Here is a 19,014-nt window from a genome sequence, read left to right as displayed (position 1 = left end):
CAGTGGGGCTCGGGGAAACGGACGGAACGGGCCAGAAGGCGACGGCTCAGCCGGTGGGGACGCCCACCTGCGACCACGCCTTGAGGAGGGCCTGCAACTCCTCGCCGTCACCGTACTTGGTGCGGGCGGTGGCGACGGTCAGCCGCGCGAAGTCGTCGAACTGGGCGTCCTTGTCCAGCTCGCCGCCGGTCAGCGTGTCGTACCAGATCTGGCCCGCCCGCTCCCACGCGTTGCCGCCGAGGTCCGTGGCGAGCAGGTAGAAGGCGTGGTTGGGGATGCCGGAGTTGATGTGCACACCGCCGTTGTCGCGGGAGGTCTTGACGTAGTGCTCCATCGTCGCGGGCTGCGGGTCCTTGCCCAGTACGTCGTCGTCGTACGCGGTGCCCGGGGCCTTCATCGAGCGCAGCGCCTCGCCGGTGACGTTGGGGCCGAGCAGTCCGGCGCCGATCAGCCAGTCGGCCTGGGAGGCGTTCTGGCCGAGCGCGTACTGCTTGATCAGGGCGCCGAAGACGTCCGACATCGACTCGTTGAGCGCGCCGGACTGGCCGAAGTAGTCCAGGTTGGCGGTGTGCTGGGTGACGCCGTGGGTCAGCTCGTGGCCGATGACGTCGACCGGGATGGTGAAGTCGAGGAACAGGTCGTTGTCGCCGTCGCCGAACACCATGCGCCGGCCGTCCCAGAAGGCGTTGTCGTAGTTCTCGCCGTAGTGGACGGTGGCGTCCAGCGGCAGGCCCGCGTCGTCGATCGAGTGCCGGCCGTAGACCTTCAGATACAGCTCGAAGGTCGCGCCGAGGCCCGCGTGCGCGCGGTTGACGGAGGCGTCCTTCGAGGGCTTGTCGGCCTCGGAGTGCACCTTCTTGCCCGGCAGCACCTCCTGGCGCTTGGCGTCGTAGATCGTGCGGTTCGGCTTGTCCGACGGGGTGCCGGTGGGCGCGCCGAGGCCGCGGACGGTGGTGATGCGGCGGCGGGTGCGCTGGAGGGCGTCGTGCTCCAGGGTGCGCAGGGCGCGCTCGGAGCGGTCCGTGTCCTCCAGCCGGGACAGCGTGTCGAGGACGTGCGGCGGCACGATCGTGCAGAAGACCGGGTGGCCCTCAGTGGCTTCAGGGTTCATGCAGGGCAATGTGGCACTGGGTCATCAGCGTGTCACTCCCTGCCGCCATGATTCCTGAAAACGTGTGGTTGATCGCGATTAAGGGGTTACCTGCGCCCGGTCCCGCATACTGATACGGGGCCGCTGTCACCGCGCCACCTCGGCTAGGGTGCTGTGCATCATGCGTTACGGGCTGCTTCTCCTTAGCTGCCGCGGCGAGGGTCTGTTGTCGTAGGCCGACCCCCTCCCCGCGGAGTTCGGTGCTGCGATTTTCGCCCCGTCGGCCTCTTCCCCCCGCGGACACACGAGGAGCCCCGCGTCACCATGACGAATCCGTCGATTCCTGCTGAGAACTCCGTCGGCCGCCCCACGCCCATCACGAACGCGACGCGCACCCAGAAGCCGTCCGGCCTGCCGGTCCACCGGTACGGCGGCTACGAGGCCGTCGACATCCCGGACCGCACCTGGCCGGACAACCGCATCACCCGGGCCCCCCGCTGGCTCTCCACCGACCTGCGCGACGGCAACCAGGCGCTGATCGACCCCATGTCGCCGGCCCGCAAGCGCGAGATGTTCGACCTGCTGGTCGCGATGGGTTACAAGGAGATCGAGGTCGGTTTCCCCTCGTCGGGCCAGACCGACTTCGACTTCGTACGGTCGATCATCGAAGAGGGCGCGATCCCCGAGGACGTGACGATCTCCGTCCTGACGCAGGCCCGCGAGGAGCTGATCGAGCGGACCGTGGAGTCGCTGCGCGGCGCCCACAAGGCCACCGTTCACCTGTACAACGCCACCGCGCCGGTCTTCCGCCGGGTGGTCTTCCGTGGCTCACGCGAGCAGGTCAAGCAGATCGCGGTGGACGGCACGCGGCTGGTCGTGGAGTACGCGGAGAAGATCCTGGGGCCGGAGACGGCCTTCGGCTACCAGTACAGCCCGGAGATCTTCACCGACACCGAGCTGGACTTCGCGCTGGAGGTCTGCGAGGGCGTCATGGACGTCTGGCAGCCCGAGGCGGGCCGCGAGATCATCCTGAACCTGCCGGCCACCGTCGAGCGCTCCACCCCCTCCACGCACGCCGACCGCTTCGAGTGGATGTCGCGCAACCTGTCCCGGCGCGAGCACATCTGCCTGTCCGTGCACCCGCACAACGACCGCGGTACCGCGGTGGCCGCCGCCGAGCTGGCGATCATGGCGGGCGCGGACCGCATCGAGGGCTGCCTGTTCGGGCAGGGCGAGCGCACCGGCAACGTGGACCTGGTCACCCTGGGCATGAACCTGTTCAGCCAGGGCGTGGACCCGCAGATCGACTTCTCGCAGATCGACGAGATCCGCCGCACCGCCGAGTACTGCAATCAGATGGAGATCCACCCGCGCCACCCGTACGCGGGCGACCTGGTCTACACCGCCTTCTCCGGCTCCCACCAGGACGCCATCAAGAAGGGCTTCGAGGCCATGGAGGCCCAGGCCGCGGAGCAGGGCAGGAGCGTGGACGACCTGGAGTGGGCGGTCCCGTACCTGCCCATCGACCCCAAGGACGTCGGCCGCTCGTACGAGGCCGTGATCCGCGTCAACTCGCAGTCCGGCAAGGGCGGCATCGCGTACGTCCTGAAGAACGACCACAAGCTGGACCTGCCGCGCCGGATGCAGATCGAGTTCTCGAAGACCATCCAGGAGAAGACCGACGCCGAGGGCGGGGAGGTCACGCCGGACGCGATCTGGTCGGTCTTCCAGGACGAGTACCTGCCGACCCCCGAGAACCCCTGGGGCCGGATCGCGCTGCGCAGCGCGCAGACCTCCACGACGACCGAGGGCACCGACGCGCTGACCGTCGAGGCGGTCGTGGACGGCGCCGACACGGTCCTGACCGGCACCGGCAACGGTCCGCTGGCCGCGTTCTTCGACGCGCTGCACGCGATCGACGTGGACGTCCGGCTGCTGGACTACGTCGAGCACACGATGAGCGAAGGCGTCGGCGCCCAGGCCGCCGCGTACATCGAGTGCGCGATCGGCGACAAGGTGCTGTGGGGCGTCGGCATCGACGCGAACATCGTGCGGGCCTCGATCAAGGCGGCCGTCTCCGCGGTCAACCGCGCGAGCCGCTGATCACCGGGCCGTCGTGCGGCCCGCGCCCCCGGCCCCCGGGCCGGACCGGTGTCCGGGCCGCCGACCGGCTGTGACCTGCGACGTATCGAGCGCCCCCCGGTTCTTTCCGCGAGCGCCGGGGGGCGCTCGGGCGGTCAACCGGTTTAAACGGCCGTCTTGTCCGGTCCGCGCTACTGACGTCGCATCACGGATGTGGCTAACATCACGTCAACGCGGCAAGGATGCCGGAGCGTTACGGAGGGTCGACGTGATGCACAAGCTGGCTGTGATGGGTGTGCGGATGTCCTGGCGCACCGTCGCCGACGGCGATTTCTTCTGCCCCGAGTGCGGCGGGGACCGCAACTACCTCCGGCGGACCGGCCGCCGCCGGCTCACCGTCCTCGGTGTGCCGCTGCTGCCGCGCGGCACCGCGGGCCCGGTCGTCGAGTGTTCCGCCTGTCGCGGCCACTTCGCGCTGGACGCGCTGGACCACCCCACCACCGCACGGTTCTCGGCGATGCTCCGGGACGCCGTGCACACCGTCACGCTGGCGGTGCTGGCCGCCGGCGGCACGGCCTCGCCCGGGGTGCGCAGCACCGCGGTCGGGACGGTGCGCGCGGCGGGTTTCGCGGACTGCACGGAGGACCAGCTCCTGACCCTGCTCGCCGCGCTCGCCGCCGACACCGGCCGGCTGCCCGGCGCGCACGACGGCGCCCTGTCGCGTGCCGCCTCCGGGAGCGTCGGCCGTCCCGGCGGCGGCCTCGACCCGTGCGGTACGGCGCTGGCCATAGAGCTGCACGAGGCGCTGGAGCCGCTGGCCCCGCACCTCGCCCCGGCGGGCCGGGAGTCGCTGCTCCTCCAGGGCGCCCGGATCGCCCTCGCCGACGGCCCGTACCTGCCGTCCGAGCGCGAGGTGCTGACCACCGTGGGCGCGGCCCTGCTGCTGTGTCCGGACGACACCGCCCGGCTGCTGGCGGCGGCCCGCACGCCTTCCTGAGGGCGGTACGGGCCGCCGGTCCGCCTGCCGCCCGGGCGGGCCCGTACGACGGTTCCGCGGCGTGCGCGAGAATGGACGGCATGAGTCTGTTCCGCGATGACGGCTTGGTGCTGCGTACCCAGAAGCTGGGCGAGGCGGACCGGATCATCACCTTCCTCACCCGCGGGCACGGCCGGGTGCGCGCCGTGGCCCGGGGTGTACGCCGTACGAAGTCCAAGTTCGGCGCGCGGCTGGAGCCGTTCTCCCATGTCGACGTGCAGTTCCATGCCCGCGGCAGCGAGCTGGTCGGGCGCGGCCTGCCGATGTGCACGCAGAGTGAGACCATCGCCGCCTACGGTGGCGGCATCGTCACGGACTACGCCCGCTACACCGCCGGTACGGCCATGCTGGAGACCGCCGAGCGGTTCACCGACCACGAGGGCGAGCCGGCCGTGCAGCAGTATCTGCTGCTGGTCGGCGGGCTGCGTACGCTCGCGCGCGGCGAGCACGAGCCGCATCTGGTGCTGGACGCCTTCCTGCTGCGCTCGCTCGCGGTCAACGGCTACGCTCCCAGCTTCGACCACTGCGCCAAGTGCGGTCTGCCCGGCCCGAACCGGTTCTTCTCGGTGGGCTCGGGCGGTGTGGTGTGCGGTGACTGCCGGGTGCCCGGAAGCGTCGTACCCTCCTCTGAAGCCATCGGACTGCTGGCGGCGCTGCTGTCCGGCGACTGGGCGACGGCGGACGCGTGCGAACCCCGGCACGTCAGGGAGGGCAGCGGGCTGGTCGCGGCCTATCTGCACTGGCACCTGGAGCGCGGGCTGCGCTCGCTGCGGTACGTCGAGAAGTAGATAGGCTCAGCAGTTCGGGGGCGGGCCCGGCCCGTGCGACGGGCGGCCCGGACACGACCGCACCACGCACTACGCATAGGAGATGTGGACCGGATGGCACGACGCGGATTCCTGGGGCGCGGCCGACGCGACTACGAGACGCCCGAGCCGCACCCGTCCGGCGCGCGTCCGCCGAAGATCCCCGGCGAGCTCGTCCCGAACCACGTGGCGATCGTCATGGACGGCAACGGCCGCTGGGCCAAGGAGCGCGGCCTGCCCCGTACCGAAGGGCACAAGGTCGGCGAGGGCGTCGTCCTCGACGTGCTCAAGGGCTGCATCGAGATGGGCGTCAAGAACCTGTCGCTGTACGCCTTTTCCACCGAGAACTGGAAGCGCTCGCCCGAGGAGGTGCGCTTCCTGATGAACTTCAACCGCGACGTCATCCGCCGCCGCCGGGACGAGATGGACGCGCTGGGCATCCGGATCCGCTGGGTCGGCCGGATGCCGAAGCTGTGGAAGTCCGTGGTGCAGGAACTCCAGGTCGCCCAGGAGCAGACCAAGGACAACGACGCCATGACGCTGTACTTCTGCGTCAACTACGGCGGCCGGGCGGAGATCGCGGACGCGGCGGCGGCCATCGCGGCGGACGTACGGGCCGGGAAGCTGGACCCGGCGAAGGTCACCGAGAAGACCGTGGCCAAGTACATGTACTACCCGGACATGCCGGACGTGGACCTGTTCGTGCGGCCGTCGGGCGAGCAGCGCACGTCCAACTACCTGATCTGGCAGAGCGCCTACGCCGAGATGGTGTTCCAGGACATTCTCTGGCCGGATTTCGACCGGCGGAACCTGTGGGACGCCTGCCTCGAATACGCCAAGCGGGACCGCCGCTTCGGCGCCGCCCCCGAGGCGGAGCCCGCGAAGCCGTAGCGGCGCGGCAGCCGTGCCGGACGCGGCCGGACCCCGGGCAGGGGTCCGGCCGCGTTCTCGTGCCGCCGGCGATGGCGCTCCGCGTCAGGCGGAGCCGGCGGCCGCCTTGGCCGCGCACTCACCGCACGTACCGAAGATCTCGATGGTGTGCCCGACGTCCTGGAAGCCGTGCTCGGCGGCGATCTGGTCCGCCCACTTCTCCACGGCCGGGCCCTCCACCTCGACGGCCTTGCCGCAGTTGCGGCACACCAGGTGATGGTGGTGGTCGTCGGTGCTGCACCGCCGGTAGACGGCCTCGCCGTCGTTGGTCCGCAGCACGTCGACCTCGCCCGCGTCGGCGAGGGACTGCAACGTCCGGTAGACCGTGGTCAGCCCGACCGAGTCCCCCCGGTGCTTGAGCATGTCGTGCAGTTCCTGCGCGCTGCGGAACTCGTCCACCTCGTCCAGTGCCGCTGCCACGGCGGCCCGCTGCCGCGTCGACCGGCCGCGCACCGGAGATCCAGCGCTCGCCACCGTTGCCTCCCTAGGTCTCGGGACGTCCCCCTGCACATCAGTCCGGCCATTGTGCCAGGTGATGACCGGGGCCCGGGTGCAACGCTTACGCCCGCGGCTACCCCTGGGCCTCCTGCACACGGACGTCGTCGTCGGGGGAGCGGCTGCCGGGTACGTCCAGAGTGCACTGCTCGGCGGCCCTGGCGGCGGCCCGCGCGCGCTTTCTGGCCAGTGGGGCGGCCAGCGCCGCCATCAGCGCGAAGACCGCGATGGCCAGCAGCACGATGCTCGCGCCGGGCGGTACGTCCACGTAGAAGGAGAAGACCGTACCGGAGAGGGTGACGACGACTCCGATGGCGACGGCCAGTGCCAGGGTCATCGCGAAGCCACGGGTGGCCTGCTGCGCGGCGGCCACCGGCACCACCAGCAGCGCGCTGACCAGCAGCAGTCCGACGGCGCGCATCGCCACCGTGACGGTGAGCGCGGCGGTGACCGCGAGCAGCAGGTTCAGCCACCGCACGGGCAGGCCCAGCACCCGGGCGAACTCCTCGTCTTGGCAGACGGCGAAGAGCTGCCGGCGCAGCCCCAGGGTGACGGCCATCACGAAGGCGGCCAGCAGGCAGGTGACCGTGACGTCCTCGGCGGAGACGCTGGTGATCGAGCCGAAGAGGTAACTGGTGAGGTTGGCGGTGGAGCCGCCGGGTGCCAGGTTGACGATCAGCACACCGCCGGCCATACCGCCGTAGAAGAGCATCGCCAGCGCGATGTCCCCGCGGGTACGGCCCTTGGAGCGCACCAGCTCCATGGCGATCGCGCCGAGCGCGGCGACCAGCACGGCCATCCACACGGGCGAGGTGCGCAGCAGGAAGCCCAGGGCGACACCGGTCAGCGCGACATGGCCGATGCCGTCGCCCATGATCGCCTGGCGGCGCTGTACGAGGTAGATGCCGACGGCCGGCGCGGTGACGCCGACCAGGAGGGCGGCGAGCAGCGCGCGCTGCATGAAGGCGTAGTTCAGAAGGTCCATGTCAGGTCAGTCCGTCTCAGGTCAGCAGCCCGGTCCGGACCGGCTCGGCGGCCGGGTCCGCGTGCGGGTGGACGTGGTCGTGGCCGGGCAGGGCGTGCTGGCCCACGGCCTCCGGGGGAGGCCCGTCGTGCACCACACAGCCGTCGCGCAGCACCACGGCGCGGTCGATCAACGGCTCCAGCGGGCCCAGCTCGTGCAGCACGAGCAGCACGGTGGCGCCCGCCGCGACCTGGCCCCGCAGCGTCTCGGCCAGCACTTCCTGGCTGGCCAGGTCGACCCCGGCCATCGGCTCGTCCATGATCAGCAGTTCGGGCGCGCCGGCCAGCGCGCGGGCGATCAGCACCCGCTGGTGCTGACCGCCGGAGAGCGCCTCGACACAGTCCTTGGCCCGGTCCGCCATGCCCACCAGGTCCAGCGCCCGGTGGACGGCGTCCCGGTCGGCCCGGCCGGGCCACTTCAGCTTCGTACGGGCCAGCCGGCCGGACGCGACGATCTCGCGGACGGTGGCGGGCACGCCGCCCGCCGCGGTCGTGCGCTGCGGGACGTACCCGATGCGCGCCCAGTCCCTGAAGCGGCGCTGCGGGGTGCCGAACAGTTCCAGTTCGCCGCTGGTCAGCGGCACCTGGCCGACCACCGCGCGGACGGCGGTGGACTTGCCGGAGCCGTTGGCGCCGAGCAGGGCCACCACCTCGCCGCGCCGTACGGTCAGGTCGACGCCGCGCAGGACGGGGCGTGCGCCGAGCGCCGCACCCGCCCCGCGCAGCGATATGACCGTGTCCTGGTCCTTCATGGCCGTTTCCTCCCGTCGTGCCGTACGTGCTGGTCCCGCCGGGTCGCCGGCCGCGTCGCCCGCCCGGTCACCTGGCGCCGAGCGCCTTCTGCAGAGCCGCGAGGTTGGACTCCATGACCTGGACGTAGTTTCTGCCCCGGGACTTCTCGGTGATCCCCTCGATGGGGTCGAGCACGTCGGTCTTCACGCCGAGGTCCTTGGCCAGGGTCCGGGCCATCGCCGGGCTGGTCAGCGTCTCGAAGAAGACCGTGTTGACGTGGTGGTCCTTGGCCAGCTTCTGCAGTTCCTTCATCCGGCTGCCGCTGACGTCGCCCGACTCGGGGTCGATGCCGTTGATGGCTTCCTCGGTCAGGCCGTAGCGCTCGGCGAGGTAGCCGAAGGCGGCGTGGGTGGTGATGAAGGTGTCCGACTTCTTGTTCTTCAGCCCGTCCCGGAACTTTTTGTCCAGGTCGGTCAGCTTCTTGACCAGGTCGTCGGTGTTCCGGGCGTAGTCGGCCTGGTGTGCCGGGTCGGCGTCCGCGAGGGTCTTGCCCACACCCTTGGCGACCTGGGCGAGCTTCACCGGGTCGAGCCAGAGGTGCGGGTCGTTGTCGTCGGACTCGTGGCCGTGGTCGTGGCCCTCGTGCCCGTGCTCGCCGGCGTCGTGGCCGGTGCCGTTGTCGCCGGTGGTGTGGTCGTGGCCGTCGACCTCCGCGCCGTGCTTCTTCAGCTCGGTCAGGGACGCCGCGTCGACGGTGTGCTCGACACCGGACTGCTGGACGGCCTTGTCGACGGCGGGCTGGACGCCCTTGAGGTAGACGATCGCGTCCGATTCGCCGAGGTCGGCGATCTGGCGGGGGCTGAGTTCCAGGTCGTGCGGCTCGGTGCCGGGCTTGGTCAGGTCGGTGACCTGGACGTGGTCCTTGCCGATCTCCTTGGCGAGGAACTCCATCGGGTAAAACGACGCCGTCACGTTCAGCTTGCCGTCACTCCTGCCTCCGGCGGAGTCGGAGCAGGCGGACAGTGCCAGCATGCCGAGCACGGAGGCGCCGACCAGGACGGCGGTGGGTATGTGACGTCGTACGTTCATGACACTCATTTTCAACAAAAGTGGAAACGATTGTCAACAACGGGTCCCGAGGAGGGCGAGCGGGGAACCGATTTGATCCGGGGGGCAGGGCCGCCGGTAACCTGAGTCATTCGCCCGCGCGCCTCCCGGCCACCACCCCCCAGGAGGCACCAGGGCGCCGCTCCTATCAATCGTTCGTCGTCGCAATGAAGAGAGCACCGTGGCCGCCGACAAGATCGACACAATCGTCAGCCTCAGCAAGCGCCGTGGCTTTGTCTACCCGTGCAGTGAGATCTACGGCGGCCAGCGCGCCGCCTGGGACTACGGTCCGCTCGGCGTCGAGCTCAAGGAGAACATCAAGCGCCAGTGGTGGCGTTCCATGGTCACCTCGCGCGACGACGTGGTCGGTATCGACTCGTCGGTGATCCTGGCCCCCGAGGTCTGGGTGGCCTCCGGCCACGTCGCGACCTTCACCGACCCGCTGACCGAGTGCACCGCCTGCCACAAGCGGTTCCGCGCCGACCACCTGGAAGAGGCGTACGAGGCCAAGCACAACCGGCTGCCCGAGAACGGCCTGACCGACGTCAACTGCCCGAACTGCGGCAACAAGGGTCAGTTCACCGAGCCCAAGCAGTTCTCCGGCCTGCTCTCCACCCACCTCGGCCCGACCCAGGACAGCGGCTCCGTCGCGTACCTGCGCCCCGAGACCGCGCAGGGCATCTTCACCAACTTCGCCCAGGTCCAGCAGACCTCCCGCAAGAAGCCGCCGTTCGGCATCGCGCAGATGGGCAAGTCCTTCCGCAACGAGATCACGCCCGGCAACTTCATCTTCCGCACCCGCGAGTTCGAGCAGATGGAGATGGAGTTCTTCGTCAAGCCGGGCGAGGACGAGCAGTGGCAGGAGTACTGGATGGAGCAGCGGTACAACTGGTACCGCGACCTCGGCCTGCGCGAGGAGAACATCCGCTGGTACGAGCACCCCGCCGAGAAGCTCTCGCACTACTCCAAGCGCACCGCCGACATCGAGTACCGCTTCCAGTTCGGCGGCTCGGAGTGGGGCGAGCTGGAGGGCGTCGCCAACCGCACCGACTACGACCTGTCCTCGCACGCCAAGGCGTCCGGCCAGGACCTGTCGTACTTCGACCAGGAGGCCGGCGAGCGCTACACCCCGTTCGTCATCGAGCCCGCGGCCGGTGTCGGCCGCGCCATGCTCGCCTTCATGCTCGACGCGTACACCGAGGACGAGGCACCGAACGCCAAGGGCAAGATGGAGAAGCGCACGGTGCTGCGCCTGGACCCGCGCCTGTCGCCGGTCAAGGTCGCCGTCCTGCCGCTGTCCCGCAACCCGCAGCTCTCGCCGAAGGCCAAGGGCCTGGCCGCGGACCTGCGCAAGAACTGGAACATCGACTTCGACGACGCGGGCGCCATCGGCCGCCGCTACCGCCGTCAGGACGAGATCGGCACGCCGTTCTGCGTCACCGTCGACTTCGACACCCTCGACGACGACGCGGTCACCGTGCGCGAGCGCGACACGATGAAGCAGGAGCGGGTGTCGCTGGACCAGATCCAGTCGTACCTGGGCGGGCGTCTGCTCGGCTGCTGACCCGTCGCGGGACGCCGCCGCACCGACAAGACGGCATCGAGCGCCGGCCGGGCCGGAATCCTCCGGCCCGGCCGGCGCTCGTCGTCCGTGGGACCGCCGCCGGACGTCACCGGCCCGCCCGCGCGGCGAGCGCCGCACACAGGACCGCCAGCGGCAGCTCCGCGCCGACCGCCATGGCCAGGGCGCCCGCCAGCTCGCCGCCCGGCCCGGCCGTCGCCACGTCGGCGCACGCGTCGGCGAGGAGCAGCACCGCGGCCGCCGTGGCGGCCGCCCGGTGGCCGCGGTGGCCGCTCATCAGCCGGGTACCGGCGGCCAGCAGGCACGCCGCCTCGACCGCGTCCAGCGCCACCCAGGCCGCCGCCTGCGCGGGCGGCAGCGTCCCCGCGAGGTAGCCCATCCACGGCAGCAGGGCCAGCCCGGCGCCGGTCAGGATGCGGCCCGCCCAGGTGCGGCGACTCGCCGCCGGGGCGAACCGGCGTGCGGTGCAAGGGGAGCTGAGGGCGATGAGCGCCATGGTCGGTCCTCTTCCGGGCGGTGGTGAACCCGGCCTTCGGGCTCGTGTTCCACTCTCCCGGCGCGGGCGGCCACCGTCAGTAACGCCCGTTTCCGACCTGGGGTGGCACTGGTTGCACCCCCGAAGGGGAAACCGGCTTCATGGTGGCCCGGAAGGGCGCCGCATACCGTTGGATCATGAACATTCCACCGCGGCTGCGCCGTTCTCTGGTACGGCTGCGCCGCGATCTCCTCTTCATGGGCGCCGGGCTGCCGCTGCACGCCATACCGCCGGTGCTGTTCTTCTGGGTGCTCATGCAACTGAAGGACATCATGGGGCCCGGGTCCGACCTGGGGACGCTGTTGCTGCCGTTCCCGGTGGGACTGCTCCTGCTCGCCGCCTACGGCCTCACCGAGGCCCAGCGGTGGCGGTTCCGGTCGCTGTGCGGGATGGACCTGCCAAGGTTGCGCTTCCGTGCGGGAAAGCGGCAGTGGGCCTACAACTGCCTGGTCGGCCCGCTCCTCGGCCTCCTCGAACTCTGTGTGCTCGGGGCGCTGGCGGCCGCCCTGGCCGCGGCGACCAGCCCGGTGTGGATCTGGACGCTCGGGTGGCAGTGGCGGGTGGACCACCGGGGGTACGCCACCCCGCTCGGGTACGCCACGGTCGGGGGCCTGCTCGTGCTGGCCGCCGTACCCGCCCTGGCCGGCGGACTCGTACGGCTGGAGAACGTCGTCGGCCGGGCGGTGCTGGACGTCAGCCGCTCCGAGGAGCTGGAGCGGCGGGTCGAGGACCTGACCGTCAGCCGGGCCGGCGCGGTCGACGCCGCCGACGCCGAGCGCCGCCGTATCGAACGGGACCTGCACGACGGGGCGCAGCAGCGGCTGGTCGCCCTCGCGCTCAACCTGGGGCTGGCCAAGGCCACGCTCAAGGACCTGCCGCCCGAGGCGCGGCAGGCCATCGACGAGGCCCACCGCGAGGCCAAGGAGGCCATCGAGGAGCTGAACAGCCTGGTACGCGGCCTGCACCCGGCCGTACTGGACGAACTCGGCCTGGACGCCGCCCTGTCGGGCCTGGCGGCACGGGCTCCGCTGCCGGTGCGGCTGTGGACGGACCTGCCCGGCCGGGCCGCGCCCGCCGTCGAGGCGGTCGCCTACTTCGTCGTCTCCGAGGCCCTCAACAACGTGGCCAAGCACGCGGCCGCGACCCGGGCCGACGTGACCGTGACCCGCCTCGGGGAGATACTGCGGGTGGTCGTCGCCGACGACGGGGTGGGCGGTGCCGATCCGGCCCGGGGGAGTGGCCTGAGGGGGCTCGCCCAGCGTGTGCGCTCCGTGGACGGGGCGTTCCGGATGAGCAGCCCCGCCGGGGGCCCGACCACCATGACCGTGGAGTTGCCGTGCCTGACCTGACACCCGCCGTACGCCGTGCCGTGATCGCCGAGGACTCCGTCCTGCTGCGGGTGGGGCTGGTGAAGGTGCTGGAGGCGGCCGGTTTCGAGGTGGCCGCCGAGGTCGGTGACGGCGCGGCCCTGGTGGCGGCGGTGGACGCGCACCGGCCGGACATCGCGGTGGTGGACGTACGGATGCCGCCCGGCTTCACGGACGAGGGGGTGCGCGCGGCGCTGGAGATCCGGGAGCGGTGGCCGGACACCGCCGTACTGATGCTGTCGCAGTACGTGGAGGAACGGTACGCCGCCAACCTCCTCGCCTCGAACACCAGCGGCATCGGCTATCTGCTCAAGCAGCGGGTCGCCGACGTCGAGGAGTTCATCGAGGCCCTGCGCCGGGTCGCCGACGGCGGAACGGCGCTGGACCCGCAGGTGGTCGCCCAGTTGCTGGTACGGCGGCGGAGCGATCCGCTGGAGCGGCTGACCGAACGCGAACGGGAGGTCCTGGCCCTGATGGCCGAGGGCCGCTCCAACGCGGGCATCGCGGCGGCGCTCGTGGTGAGCGAGTCGGCCGTGGCCAAGCACATCAACAACATCCTCGCCAAGCTGGATCTGCCGAGGGCGGACGCGGACCATCGGCGGGTGCTGGCGGTGCTGCGGTTCTTGGGGGTGTGAGGGGGCCAGGGCCGGACGAAGTCGGTGGTGTCCAGGTGGCAGTCGAAGGGCTTGGGGATGCGGAGCTTGTCACCGAACGGCACAGTGCGGCGCTTGGTGTAGCCATCTCCGGAGGGTTCCCAGCACACGATCGCGTGTTGCTCCCGCATGTCCAGGAGCAGGTACACCGGCACACCGGCGTGCCCGTACACAGGAAGTTTGTCCTCCCAGTCCGCGCCACGTGTCGATGTGGAGGTCAGCTCGCCGACGCGTGAGAGCGCTTCGCCGTCGAGGAAGGTGGCGTCGGTGTCGAACGCGCTCGCAGCGGCGACGTGAAGATCTCTGATGATTTCCACCCGGTAGTCATCGGGCACGTCCATGCTCAGGACGGTGCGGCGCGGCCCCTGGAATTCGGCTGAGCCGTGGGGAACGTCCATGGTCTTCGGTCGTTCGGGCATCACTGTCATGATGCGCCCTCCCCCGCGAAGTGAGCCGTTCACCACACAGAGTAACGGGCGCCGCTGACAGTCGCCGGGTGTTCGTCAAGCACGCAACCCCCGCAACACCAACTCCACCACCGCCCCCAGCGCCTCCTCGATCCCGGGCTTCGCCCACTCCGCCGCGTAGCACGGGTCGTGGAAGCGGCCCGTCGCGTCGAAGACGGCGCGGGCCAGCGTCGCCGAGTCGCCCGGTGCGAAGGCGCCCTGTTCGATGCCGTCGAGGATGATCGCCGCCAACTGCCCCGTCAGATCGGCGACATGACGTTCCACGACGCCGCCGCTCTCGCCGACCAGCGTCATGTAGGTCGCGAACAGTTCGGGGTCGTCGCCCGCCTTGTGCCGCTTCGCGGTGAACAGCGTGCGCAGCCAGCGCTCCAGCCGCTCCGGCGCCGGGCCGTCCTCGGCGACGACGGTCCGCAGTTGCTCGCTCGTACGGTCCAGCCAGCGCTGTGTGACCGCCTCGCGCAGCGCCGTCTTCGTGCGGAAGTGGCGGTAGACACTGCCGTGGCTGACACCCAGCGCGCGGGCCACGTCGACGACGGTGGCCTTGGCCGGGCCGTAGCGGCGCAGCACCTCCTCGGTCACTTCGAGGATGCGTTCGGGGGTCAGGGTCTCGGCGGGAGGCATGGCGGGCGTACGGGCCTTTCGGTCGGGGACGCCGTGCGGGGCGTCCTGGTACGGACGCGGGGGCGTCCTTCCCCGGACCGTACCCGCATGTTCCCCGACCGTGCCCGTACGCCCCCCGGCCCGTGCCCGGGGAGGTCAGCGCTCGCTGTCCAGAAGGGCCATCTGATCCGTCGGGTAGCGGTCACCGGCCGCGGCGTCCGCCGGGACGGCGCGCTCGATCGCCGCGAGGTCGCCGGCGTCCAGCGTGACGTCCAGCGCGCCCACGGCCTCCGCCAGCCGGTCCCGGCGGCGGGCGCCGACCAGCGGCACGATGTCCGCGCCCTGGGCGAGCACCCAGGCGATGGCGGTCTGCGCGGGCGTGCCGCCCTTCCGCTCGGCGACCGCGCGCAGCGCGTCGGCCAGGTCGAGGTTGCGGTGCAGGTTCGCGCCCTGGAAGCGCGGGCTGGCCGCGCGGAAGTCGCCCGCGGCCAATTGGCGGTCGCGCTCGAAGTGGCCGCTGAGCAGGCCGCGGGCGAGGACGCCGTACGCGGTGATGCCGATGCCCAGCTCCCGCGCGGTGGGCAGGATCCGCTCCTCGATGCCGCGGGAGATGAGTGAGTACTCGATCTGGAGGTCGGCGATCGGGGCGACGGCGGCGGCCCGGCGCAGGGTGTCCGCGCCGGCCTCGGACAGCCCGATGTGTCGTACGTGACCGGCCTCGACCAGTTCGGCGATGGCGCCGACCGTCTCCTCGATCGGTACGTCGGGGTCGACGCGGGCGAGCCGGTAGATGTCGATGTGGTCGGTGCCCAGGCGCTGGAGCGAGTACGCGGCGAAGCTCTTCACTGCCGACGGCCTGCCGTCGAACCCGATGAAACCGCCTTCGACGGCGCGCTGGGCGCCGAACTTGACGCTGGTCAGCGCCTGTTCGCGACGGGCCGCTGGGGCGGTGCGCAGCGCCTCGTTGATCAGCAGTTCGTTGTGGCCCATGCCGTAGAAGTCGCCGGTGTCCAGCAGGGTGATGCCGGCTTCGAGGGCGGCGTGGATGGTGGCGAGGCATTCGGCGCGGTCGCCGGGGTCGCCGTACAGGGCGGACATGCCCATGCAGCCGAGGCCGAGGGCCGAGGACTGCGGGCCTGTGGTGCCGAGGGTGCGGGTCTGCACGGAGGGCTCCTCAGAGGGGAGGGGGTGATGGGTGGGCCGTCGGGCGCCATGGCAGGCGCGGTATGGCGTGGCGGCACAGCAACCATGGCATGTGCGATGACAGATTTCAATATCTGTCATTACGCCGCAGGGGGGTCGCGGTGATCGGCACACTGATCAGGAAGGACGAGCGTCAGCCGGTCCCGGACCGGGCAGCCGGTCCCGCCGGGGCAGGAGACGGTACGGCCGGTGGGCCACGTCAAGGTCCTCCGGCGGCAGGACGCTGGTGCGCTGCGGCGGTCCGCCACCGGCTCGTGGGCGGCACCCGTACCACGGGGCCACGACGCTCACCTGCACACCGGCCCCTGGCCGCAGGCCCGACGACGCGTACGCCCGACGACGAGGCGCCGCGTGAGCGGCTGGAGCGGTTTCAGGCCCCGATCGGTGCCGAAGGCTGACCGCCGGGGCCGGGCGGCGGGGTCTGTCCGTCTCGCGCGGCCGCCTCCAGCCGTTCCGCGGTGCGGCGGGCGGTGTCGCGTCCCCAGCGGCCGGTGGTCAGCGCGCCCAGCAGCAGGACGGCCGCGCCGCATCCGGCGATGATCCACCAGGCGGGGCGGCTCGCCTCGACGAACCGGCTGCCGGTGGCGGCGGTACGGATGCCGCCGGCCAGGACGGCGCCGATCACCGCGACCCCCAGCGATCCGCCCACCTGGCGGCTGGTGGAGGCGATGGCCGCGGCCACGCCCGCCTGCGTACGGGGCATCCCGGAGACCGCGGTGTTGGTGATGGGCGCGTTGACCAGCCCGAAGCCGATGCCGAAGAGCACGTACCCGGTGAAGAGCAGCGGTGTGCTCGCCTCCGCCTCGAAGCCCGCGAACAGCACCCCGCTCGCCGCCATCGCCAGTCCGGCCAGCAGCAGCGGCAGCCGCGGGCCCACCGAGGCGACCAGCCGCCCGGACAGCGGCGCGAAGACCAGGGTCATGCCCGCCATCGGCAGCATGTAGAGCCCCGCGTCCAGGGCGGACAGGCCCCGCACGTCCTGGAGGTAGAGGGTGTTGACGAAGAGGAAGCCGCTGAGCGCGGCGAACGCGCAGACCGCCACGACGGTGGCGCCGCTGAACGGCGCGCTGCGGAAGAACCGCAGGTCGATCAGTGGTTCGGTGCGCCGCCGCTCGTACCGCAGCAGGCCGGCGAGCGCGGCGACGGCCGCCGCGGCGCAGCCGAGGATCAGCGGCGAGGTCCAGCCGGCCGCCGGCGCCTCGATGATCGCGTACGTCAGTGTGCCGAGCAGCACGATCACCAGGAGCTGACCGACGGGGTCGACGCGGCGTGGCCGGGGCGCGCGCGACTCCGGTACGTACCGCATGGTCAGGAACAGCGCGAGCGCCCCGATGGGGACGTTGATCCAGAAGATCGCCCGCCAGTCGACGGTCTGCACCAGCAGTCCGCCGACGACCGGCCCGGCCGCCATGCTGATGCCGACCACGCCGCCCCACACGCCGATCGCGCGGGCCCGCTCCTTCGGCTCGGTGAAGGTGTTGGTGATGATCGACATGGCGACGGGGTTGAGCATCGAGCCGCCGACGGCCTGCACCATGCGGAAGACCACCAGGCACTCCAGGTTCGGCGCCAGGCTGCACAGCAGCGAGCCGAGCGAGAAGACCACCAGGCCCGCCTGGAAGACCCGGCGGCGGCCGAGCCGGTCGGCGGTGGAGCCGGCCAGCATCAGCAGCGAGGCGAGGACCAGGGTGTAGGCGTCGATCGTCCACTGCATTCCGGAGACCGAGGTGTCCAGGTCCTTCTGCATGGACGGCAGGGCGACGTTCAGGACGGTGTTGTCGAGGCTGACGATCAGCAGGCTCATGCAGCAGATCGCCAGCACGAGCAGACGTCGCCGGTGGCTCGGCTCGGGCATAGGTGAACGTTACAACGAACGGGGACCGACGGCTCCGGCGAAGCCGCCGCCCGGGTGCGCGACGAACGGGGACCGACGGCTCCGGCGAGGCCGCCGCCGGAGTGCGCGACAATGGGAGGTCGCTCAGTCCGCCCGTCGACCGCCGAAGGAAACCCGCTCCCCATGACTCGACTGCAGATCGGCCCGCACGCGGTGCAGCCGCCCGTGGTCCTCGCCCCGATGGCCGGGATCACCAACGCCCCCTTCCGGACGCTGTGCCGGGAGTTCTCGGGCGGCAAGGGCCTGTTCGTCAGCGAGATGATCACGACGCGGGCGCTGGTCGAGCGCAACGAGAAGACCATGCAGCTCGTCCACTTCGACGAGACGGAGAAGCCGCGCTCCATCCAGCTCTACGGTGTCGACCCGGACACCGTCGGCAAGGCCGTCCGCATGATCGCCGAAGAGGATCTGGCCGACCACATCGACCTGAACTTCGGCTGCCCGGTGCCGAAGGTGACCCGCAAGGGCGGCGGCTCGGCCCTCCCGTACAAGCGCCACCTGCTGCGCTCCATCCTGCGCGAGGCGGTCACCAACGCCGGTGAGCTGCCGGTCACGATGAAGATGCGCAAGGGCATCGACGACGATCACATCACCTACCTCGACGCGGGCCGGATCGCGGTCGAGGAGGGCGTCACGGCCATCGCGCTGCACGGCCGGACCGCGGCCCAGCACTACGGCGGCACCGCCGACTGGGAGGCCATCGCCCGGCTGAAGGAGGCCGTGCCGGAGATCCCGGTGCTGGGCAACGGGGACATCTGGTCGGCGGACGACGCGCTGCGGATGGTGCGCGAGACCGGCTGCGACGGGGTGGTCGTGGGGCGCGGCTGCCTGGGGCGGCCGTGGCTGTTCGGCGATCTGGTGGCGGCGTTCGAAGGTACGGGTACGTACGCACGGCCCACCCTCAAGGAGGTCGCGGCCGTGATGCTGCGGCACGCCACGCTGCTCGGGGAGTGGCTCGGGGACGAGGCGCGCGGTGTCATCGACTTCCGCAAGCACGTCGCCTGGTACACGAAGGGCTTCTCGATCGGCTCGGAGTCGCGGAAGAAGCTGGCCATCGCCTCATCGCTGGACGAACTGGACGCTCTGATGAGCGAGCTGGATCTCGACCAGCCCTGGCCCGTGGGCGCGGACGGACCGCGGGGCCGCACATCTGGCCGGAACCGGGTGGTCCTGCCGGACGGCTGGCTGGACGACCCGTACGACCGCGCGGGCGTCACGGCCGACGCGGAACTGGACACTTCGGGCGGCTGACCCGTGAACGCCGTGCGCGGGGCCCGGTCGGGGGTGCGGACACGGGGGAGGCGGCCGGTCCGATTCCGGGTCCGCATCGCGGGATCCGGGCCCGCGCGACGGCGTGATTCTCGCCACCCTTGATAGGGGTAGCGCTCAGATGAGCACTTCGAAGGGGAGTG

The 19,014-nt window shown here is 71.3% G+C and carries 17 protein-coding genes and 1 pseudogene; 8 read left to right on the top strand and 10 right to left on the bottom strand.

Annotated features, from left to right (window positions below):
* Positions 1-46: 46 nt before the first annotated feature.
* A complete protein-coding gene (locus ACH4EB_RS03340) occupies positions 47-1,111 on the bottom strand; it encodes a M4 family metallopeptidase (protein ID WP_398345558.1) in 1,065 nt (354 codons plus the stop codon).
* A gap of 303 nt (positions 1,112-1,414) precedes the next feature.
* Between ACH4EB_RS03340 and leuA the strand changes: the two genes are divergently transcribed.
* The 4 genes from leuA to ACH4EB_RS03320 all read left to right on the top strand — a co-directional run bounded on the left by leuA (position 1,415) and on the right by ACH4EB_RS03320 (position 5,905).
* Positions 1,415-3,193, top strand: a complete 1,779-nt coding sequence (leuA, locus tag ACH4EB_RS03335) for a 2-isopropylmalate synthase (RefSeq protein WP_398345557.1) — start codon at positions 1,415-1,417, stop codon at positions 3,191-3,193.
* A 250-nt stretch (positions 3,194-3,443) separates the two neighbouring features.
* Entirely contained in the window at positions 3,444-4,169 is a 726-nt protein-coding gene (locus ACH4EB_RS03330; RefSeq protein ID WP_398345556.1) for a TerB family tellurite resistance protein, read from the top strand.
* A gap of 80 nt (positions 4,170-4,249) precedes the next feature.
* Entirely contained in the window at positions 4,250-4,996 is a 747-nt protein-coding gene (recO, locus tag ACH4EB_RS03325) for a DNA repair protein RecO (protein WP_398345555.1), read from the top strand.
* Between the two features lie 93 nt (positions 4,997-5,089).
* Positions 5,090-5,905 carry an isoprenyl transferase gene (locus ACH4EB_RS03320; RefSeq protein ID WP_398345554.1) on the top strand — a complete coding sequence of 272 codons (816 nt, stop codon included), beginning with the start codon at positions 5,090-5,092 and terminating at the stop codon, positions 5,903-5,905.
* 84 nt (positions 5,906-5,989) lie between these two features.
* Here the strand turns inward: ACH4EB_RS03320 and ACH4EB_RS03315 are convergent, their stop codons facing one another.
* From ACH4EB_RS03315 to ACH4EB_RS03300, 4 genes are all read right to left on the bottom strand, one after another.
* Positions 5,990-6,418: a Fur family transcriptional regulator gene (locus ACH4EB_RS03315; protein ID WP_031001961.1), complete on the bottom strand. Its 429-nt coding sequence runs from the start codon at positions 6,416-6,418 to the stop codon at positions 5,990-5,992.
* 97 nt (positions 6,419-6,515) lie between these two features.
* Positions 6,516-7,424, bottom strand: coding sequence for a metal ABC transporter permease (locus tag ACH4EB_RS03310; RefSeq protein WP_398345553.1), 909 nt, complete (start codon positions 7,422-7,424; stop codon positions 6,516-6,518).
* Positions 7,425-7,440: 16 nt separating this feature from the next.
* Complete coding sequence (locus ACH4EB_RS03305) at positions 7,441-8,214, bottom strand: metal ABC transporter ATP-binding protein (RefSeq protein ID WP_398345551.1); 774 nt, start codon at positions 8,212-8,214, stop codon at positions 7,441-7,443.
* A 67-nt stretch (positions 8,215-8,281) separates the two neighbouring features.
* A complete protein-coding gene (locus tag ACH4EB_RS03300; RefSeq protein WP_398345550.1) occupies positions 8,282-9,283 on the bottom strand; it encodes a metal ABC transporter substrate-binding protein in 1,002 nt (333 codons plus the stop codon).
* A 199-nt stretch (positions 9,284-9,482) separates the two neighbouring features.
* On the opposite strand from ACH4EB_RS03300, the gene ACH4EB_RS03295 reads away from it, so the two are divergent.
* On the top strand, positions 9,483-10,865 hold the full coding sequence (locus tag ACH4EB_RS03295) for a glycine--tRNA ligase (RefSeq protein ID WP_398345549.1): 1,383 nt from the start codon (positions 9,483-9,485) through the stop codon (positions 10,863-10,865).
* A 106-nt stretch (positions 10,866-10,971) separates the two neighbouring features.
* On the opposite strand, the gene ACH4EB_RS03290 is transcribed toward ACH4EB_RS03295, so the two are convergent.
* Complete coding sequence (locus ACH4EB_RS03290; protein WP_398345548.1) at positions 10,972-11,379, bottom strand: hypothetical protein; 408 nt, start codon at positions 11,377-11,379, stop codon at positions 10,972-10,974.
* A gap of 176 nt (positions 11,380-11,555) precedes the next feature.
* Between ACH4EB_RS03290 and ACH4EB_RS03285 the strand changes: the two genes are divergently transcribed.
* Together ACH4EB_RS03285 and ACH4EB_RS03280 are read left to right on the top strand one after the other, a co-directional pair.
* The gene (locus tag ACH4EB_RS03285; RefSeq protein ID WP_398345547.1) at positions 11,556-12,767 is read left to right on the top strand and encodes a sensor histidine kinase; all 1,212 of its coding nucleotides are present in this window, start codon (positions 11,556-11,558) and stop codon (positions 12,765-12,767) included.
* Between the two features lie 20 nt (positions 12,768-12,787).
* Positions 12,788-13,420: a response regulator gene (locus ACH4EB_RS03280; protein WP_398345741.1), complete on the top strand. Its 633-nt coding sequence runs from the start codon at positions 12,788-12,790 to the stop codon at positions 13,418-13,420.
* A 56-nt stretch (positions 13,421-13,476) separates the two neighbouring features.
* Here ACH4EB_RS03280 and ACH4EB_RS03275 read toward each other — a convergent pair.
* The 4 genes and pseudogenes from ACH4EB_RS03275 to ACH4EB_RS03260 all read right to left on the bottom strand — a co-directional run.
* Positions 13,477-13,779, bottom strand: a pseudogene (locus ACH4EB_RS03275) (Uma2 family endonuclease); the annotation flags it as partial.
* A gap of 162 nt (positions 13,780-13,941) precedes the next feature.
* A complete protein-coding gene (locus ACH4EB_RS03270; RefSeq protein WP_398345546.1) occupies positions 13,942-14,526 on the bottom strand; it encodes a TetR family transcriptional regulator in 585 nt (194 codons plus the stop codon).
* A 135-nt stretch (positions 14,527-14,661) separates the two neighbouring features.
* Positions 14,662-15,669 carry an aldo/keto reductase gene (locus tag ACH4EB_RS03265; RefSeq protein WP_398345545.1) on the bottom strand — a complete coding sequence of 336 codons (1,008 nt, stop codon included), beginning with the start codon at positions 15,667-15,669 and terminating at the stop codon, positions 14,662-14,664.
* A gap of 409 nt (positions 15,670-16,078) precedes the next feature.
* Complete coding sequence (locus ACH4EB_RS03260; protein WP_398345543.1) at positions 16,079-17,563, bottom strand: MFS transporter; 1,485 nt, start codon at positions 17,561-17,563, stop codon at positions 16,079-16,081.
* Positions 17,564-17,725: 162 nt separating this feature from the next.
* Between ACH4EB_RS03260 and dusB the strand changes: the two genes are divergently transcribed.
* The gene (gene dusB, locus ACH4EB_RS03255) at positions 17,726-18,853 is read left to right on the top strand and encodes a tRNA dihydrouridine synthase DusB (RefSeq protein ID WP_398345542.1); all 1,128 of its coding nucleotides are present in this window, start codon (positions 17,726-17,728) and stop codon (positions 18,851-18,853) included.
* Positions 18,854-19,014 lie beyond the last annotated feature (161 nt).

The sequence above is a fragment of the Streptomyces sp. NPDC018045 genome (genome assembly GCF_044327445.1).
Lineage (GTDB): Bacteria > Actinomycetota > Actinomycetes > Streptomycetales > Streptomycetaceae > Streptomyces.
This window is presented reverse-complemented; position numbering and strand designations above follow the sequence as displayed.

Excerpts from the sequence above, each read along its gene's own strand:
- ACH4EB_RS03340 (WP_398345558.1), bottom strand. The coding sequence starts at position 1,111 with ATGAACCCTGAAGCCACTGAGGGCCACCCGGTCTTCTGCACGATCGTG.
- leuA (WP_398345557.1), top strand. The coding sequence starts at position 1,415 with ATGACGAATCCGTCGATTCCTGCTGAGAACTCCGTCGGCCGCCCCACG.
- ACH4EB_RS03330 (WP_398345556.1), top strand. The coding sequence starts at position 3,444 with ATGCACAAGCTGGCTGTGATGGGTGTGCGGATGTCCTGGCGCACCGTC.
- recO (WP_398345555.1), top strand. The coding sequence starts at position 4,250 with ATGAGTCTGTTCCGCGATGACGGCTTGGTGCTGCGTACCCAGAAGCTG.
- ACH4EB_RS03320 (WP_398345554.1), top strand. The coding sequence starts at position 5,090 with ATGGCACGACGCGGATTCCTGGGGCGCGGCCGACGCGACTACGAGACG.
- ACH4EB_RS03310 (WP_398345553.1), bottom strand. The coding sequence starts at position 7,424 with ATGGACCTTCTGAACTACGCCTTCATGCAGCGCGCGCTGCTCGCCGCC.
- ACH4EB_RS03305 (WP_398345551.1), bottom strand. The coding sequence starts at position 8,214 with ATGAAGGACCAGGACACGGTCATATCGCTGCGCGGGGCGGGTGCGGCG.
- ACH4EB_RS03300 (WP_398345550.1), bottom strand. The coding sequence starts at position 9,283 with ATGAACGTACGACGTCACATACCCACCGCCGTCCTGGTCGGCGCCTCC.
- ACH4EB_RS03290 (WP_398345548.1), bottom strand. The coding sequence starts at position 11,379 with ATGGCGCTCATCGCCCTCAGCTCCCCTTGCACCGCACGCCGGTTCGCC.
- ACH4EB_RS03285 (WP_398345547.1), top strand. The coding sequence starts at position 11,556 with ATGAACATTCCACCGCGGCTGCGCCGTTCTCTGGTACGGCTGCGCCGC.
- ACH4EB_RS03270 (WP_398345546.1), bottom strand. The coding sequence starts at position 14,526 with ATGCCTCCCGCCGAGACCCTGACCCCCGAACGCATCCTCGAAGTGACC.
- ACH4EB_RS03260 (WP_398345543.1), bottom strand. The coding sequence starts at position 17,563 with ATGCCCGAGCCGAGCCACCGGCGACGTCTGCTCGTGCTGGCGATCTGC.
- dusB (WP_398345542.1), top strand. The coding sequence starts at position 17,726 with ATGACTCGACTGCAGATCGGCCCGCACGCGGTGCAGCCGCCCGTGGTC.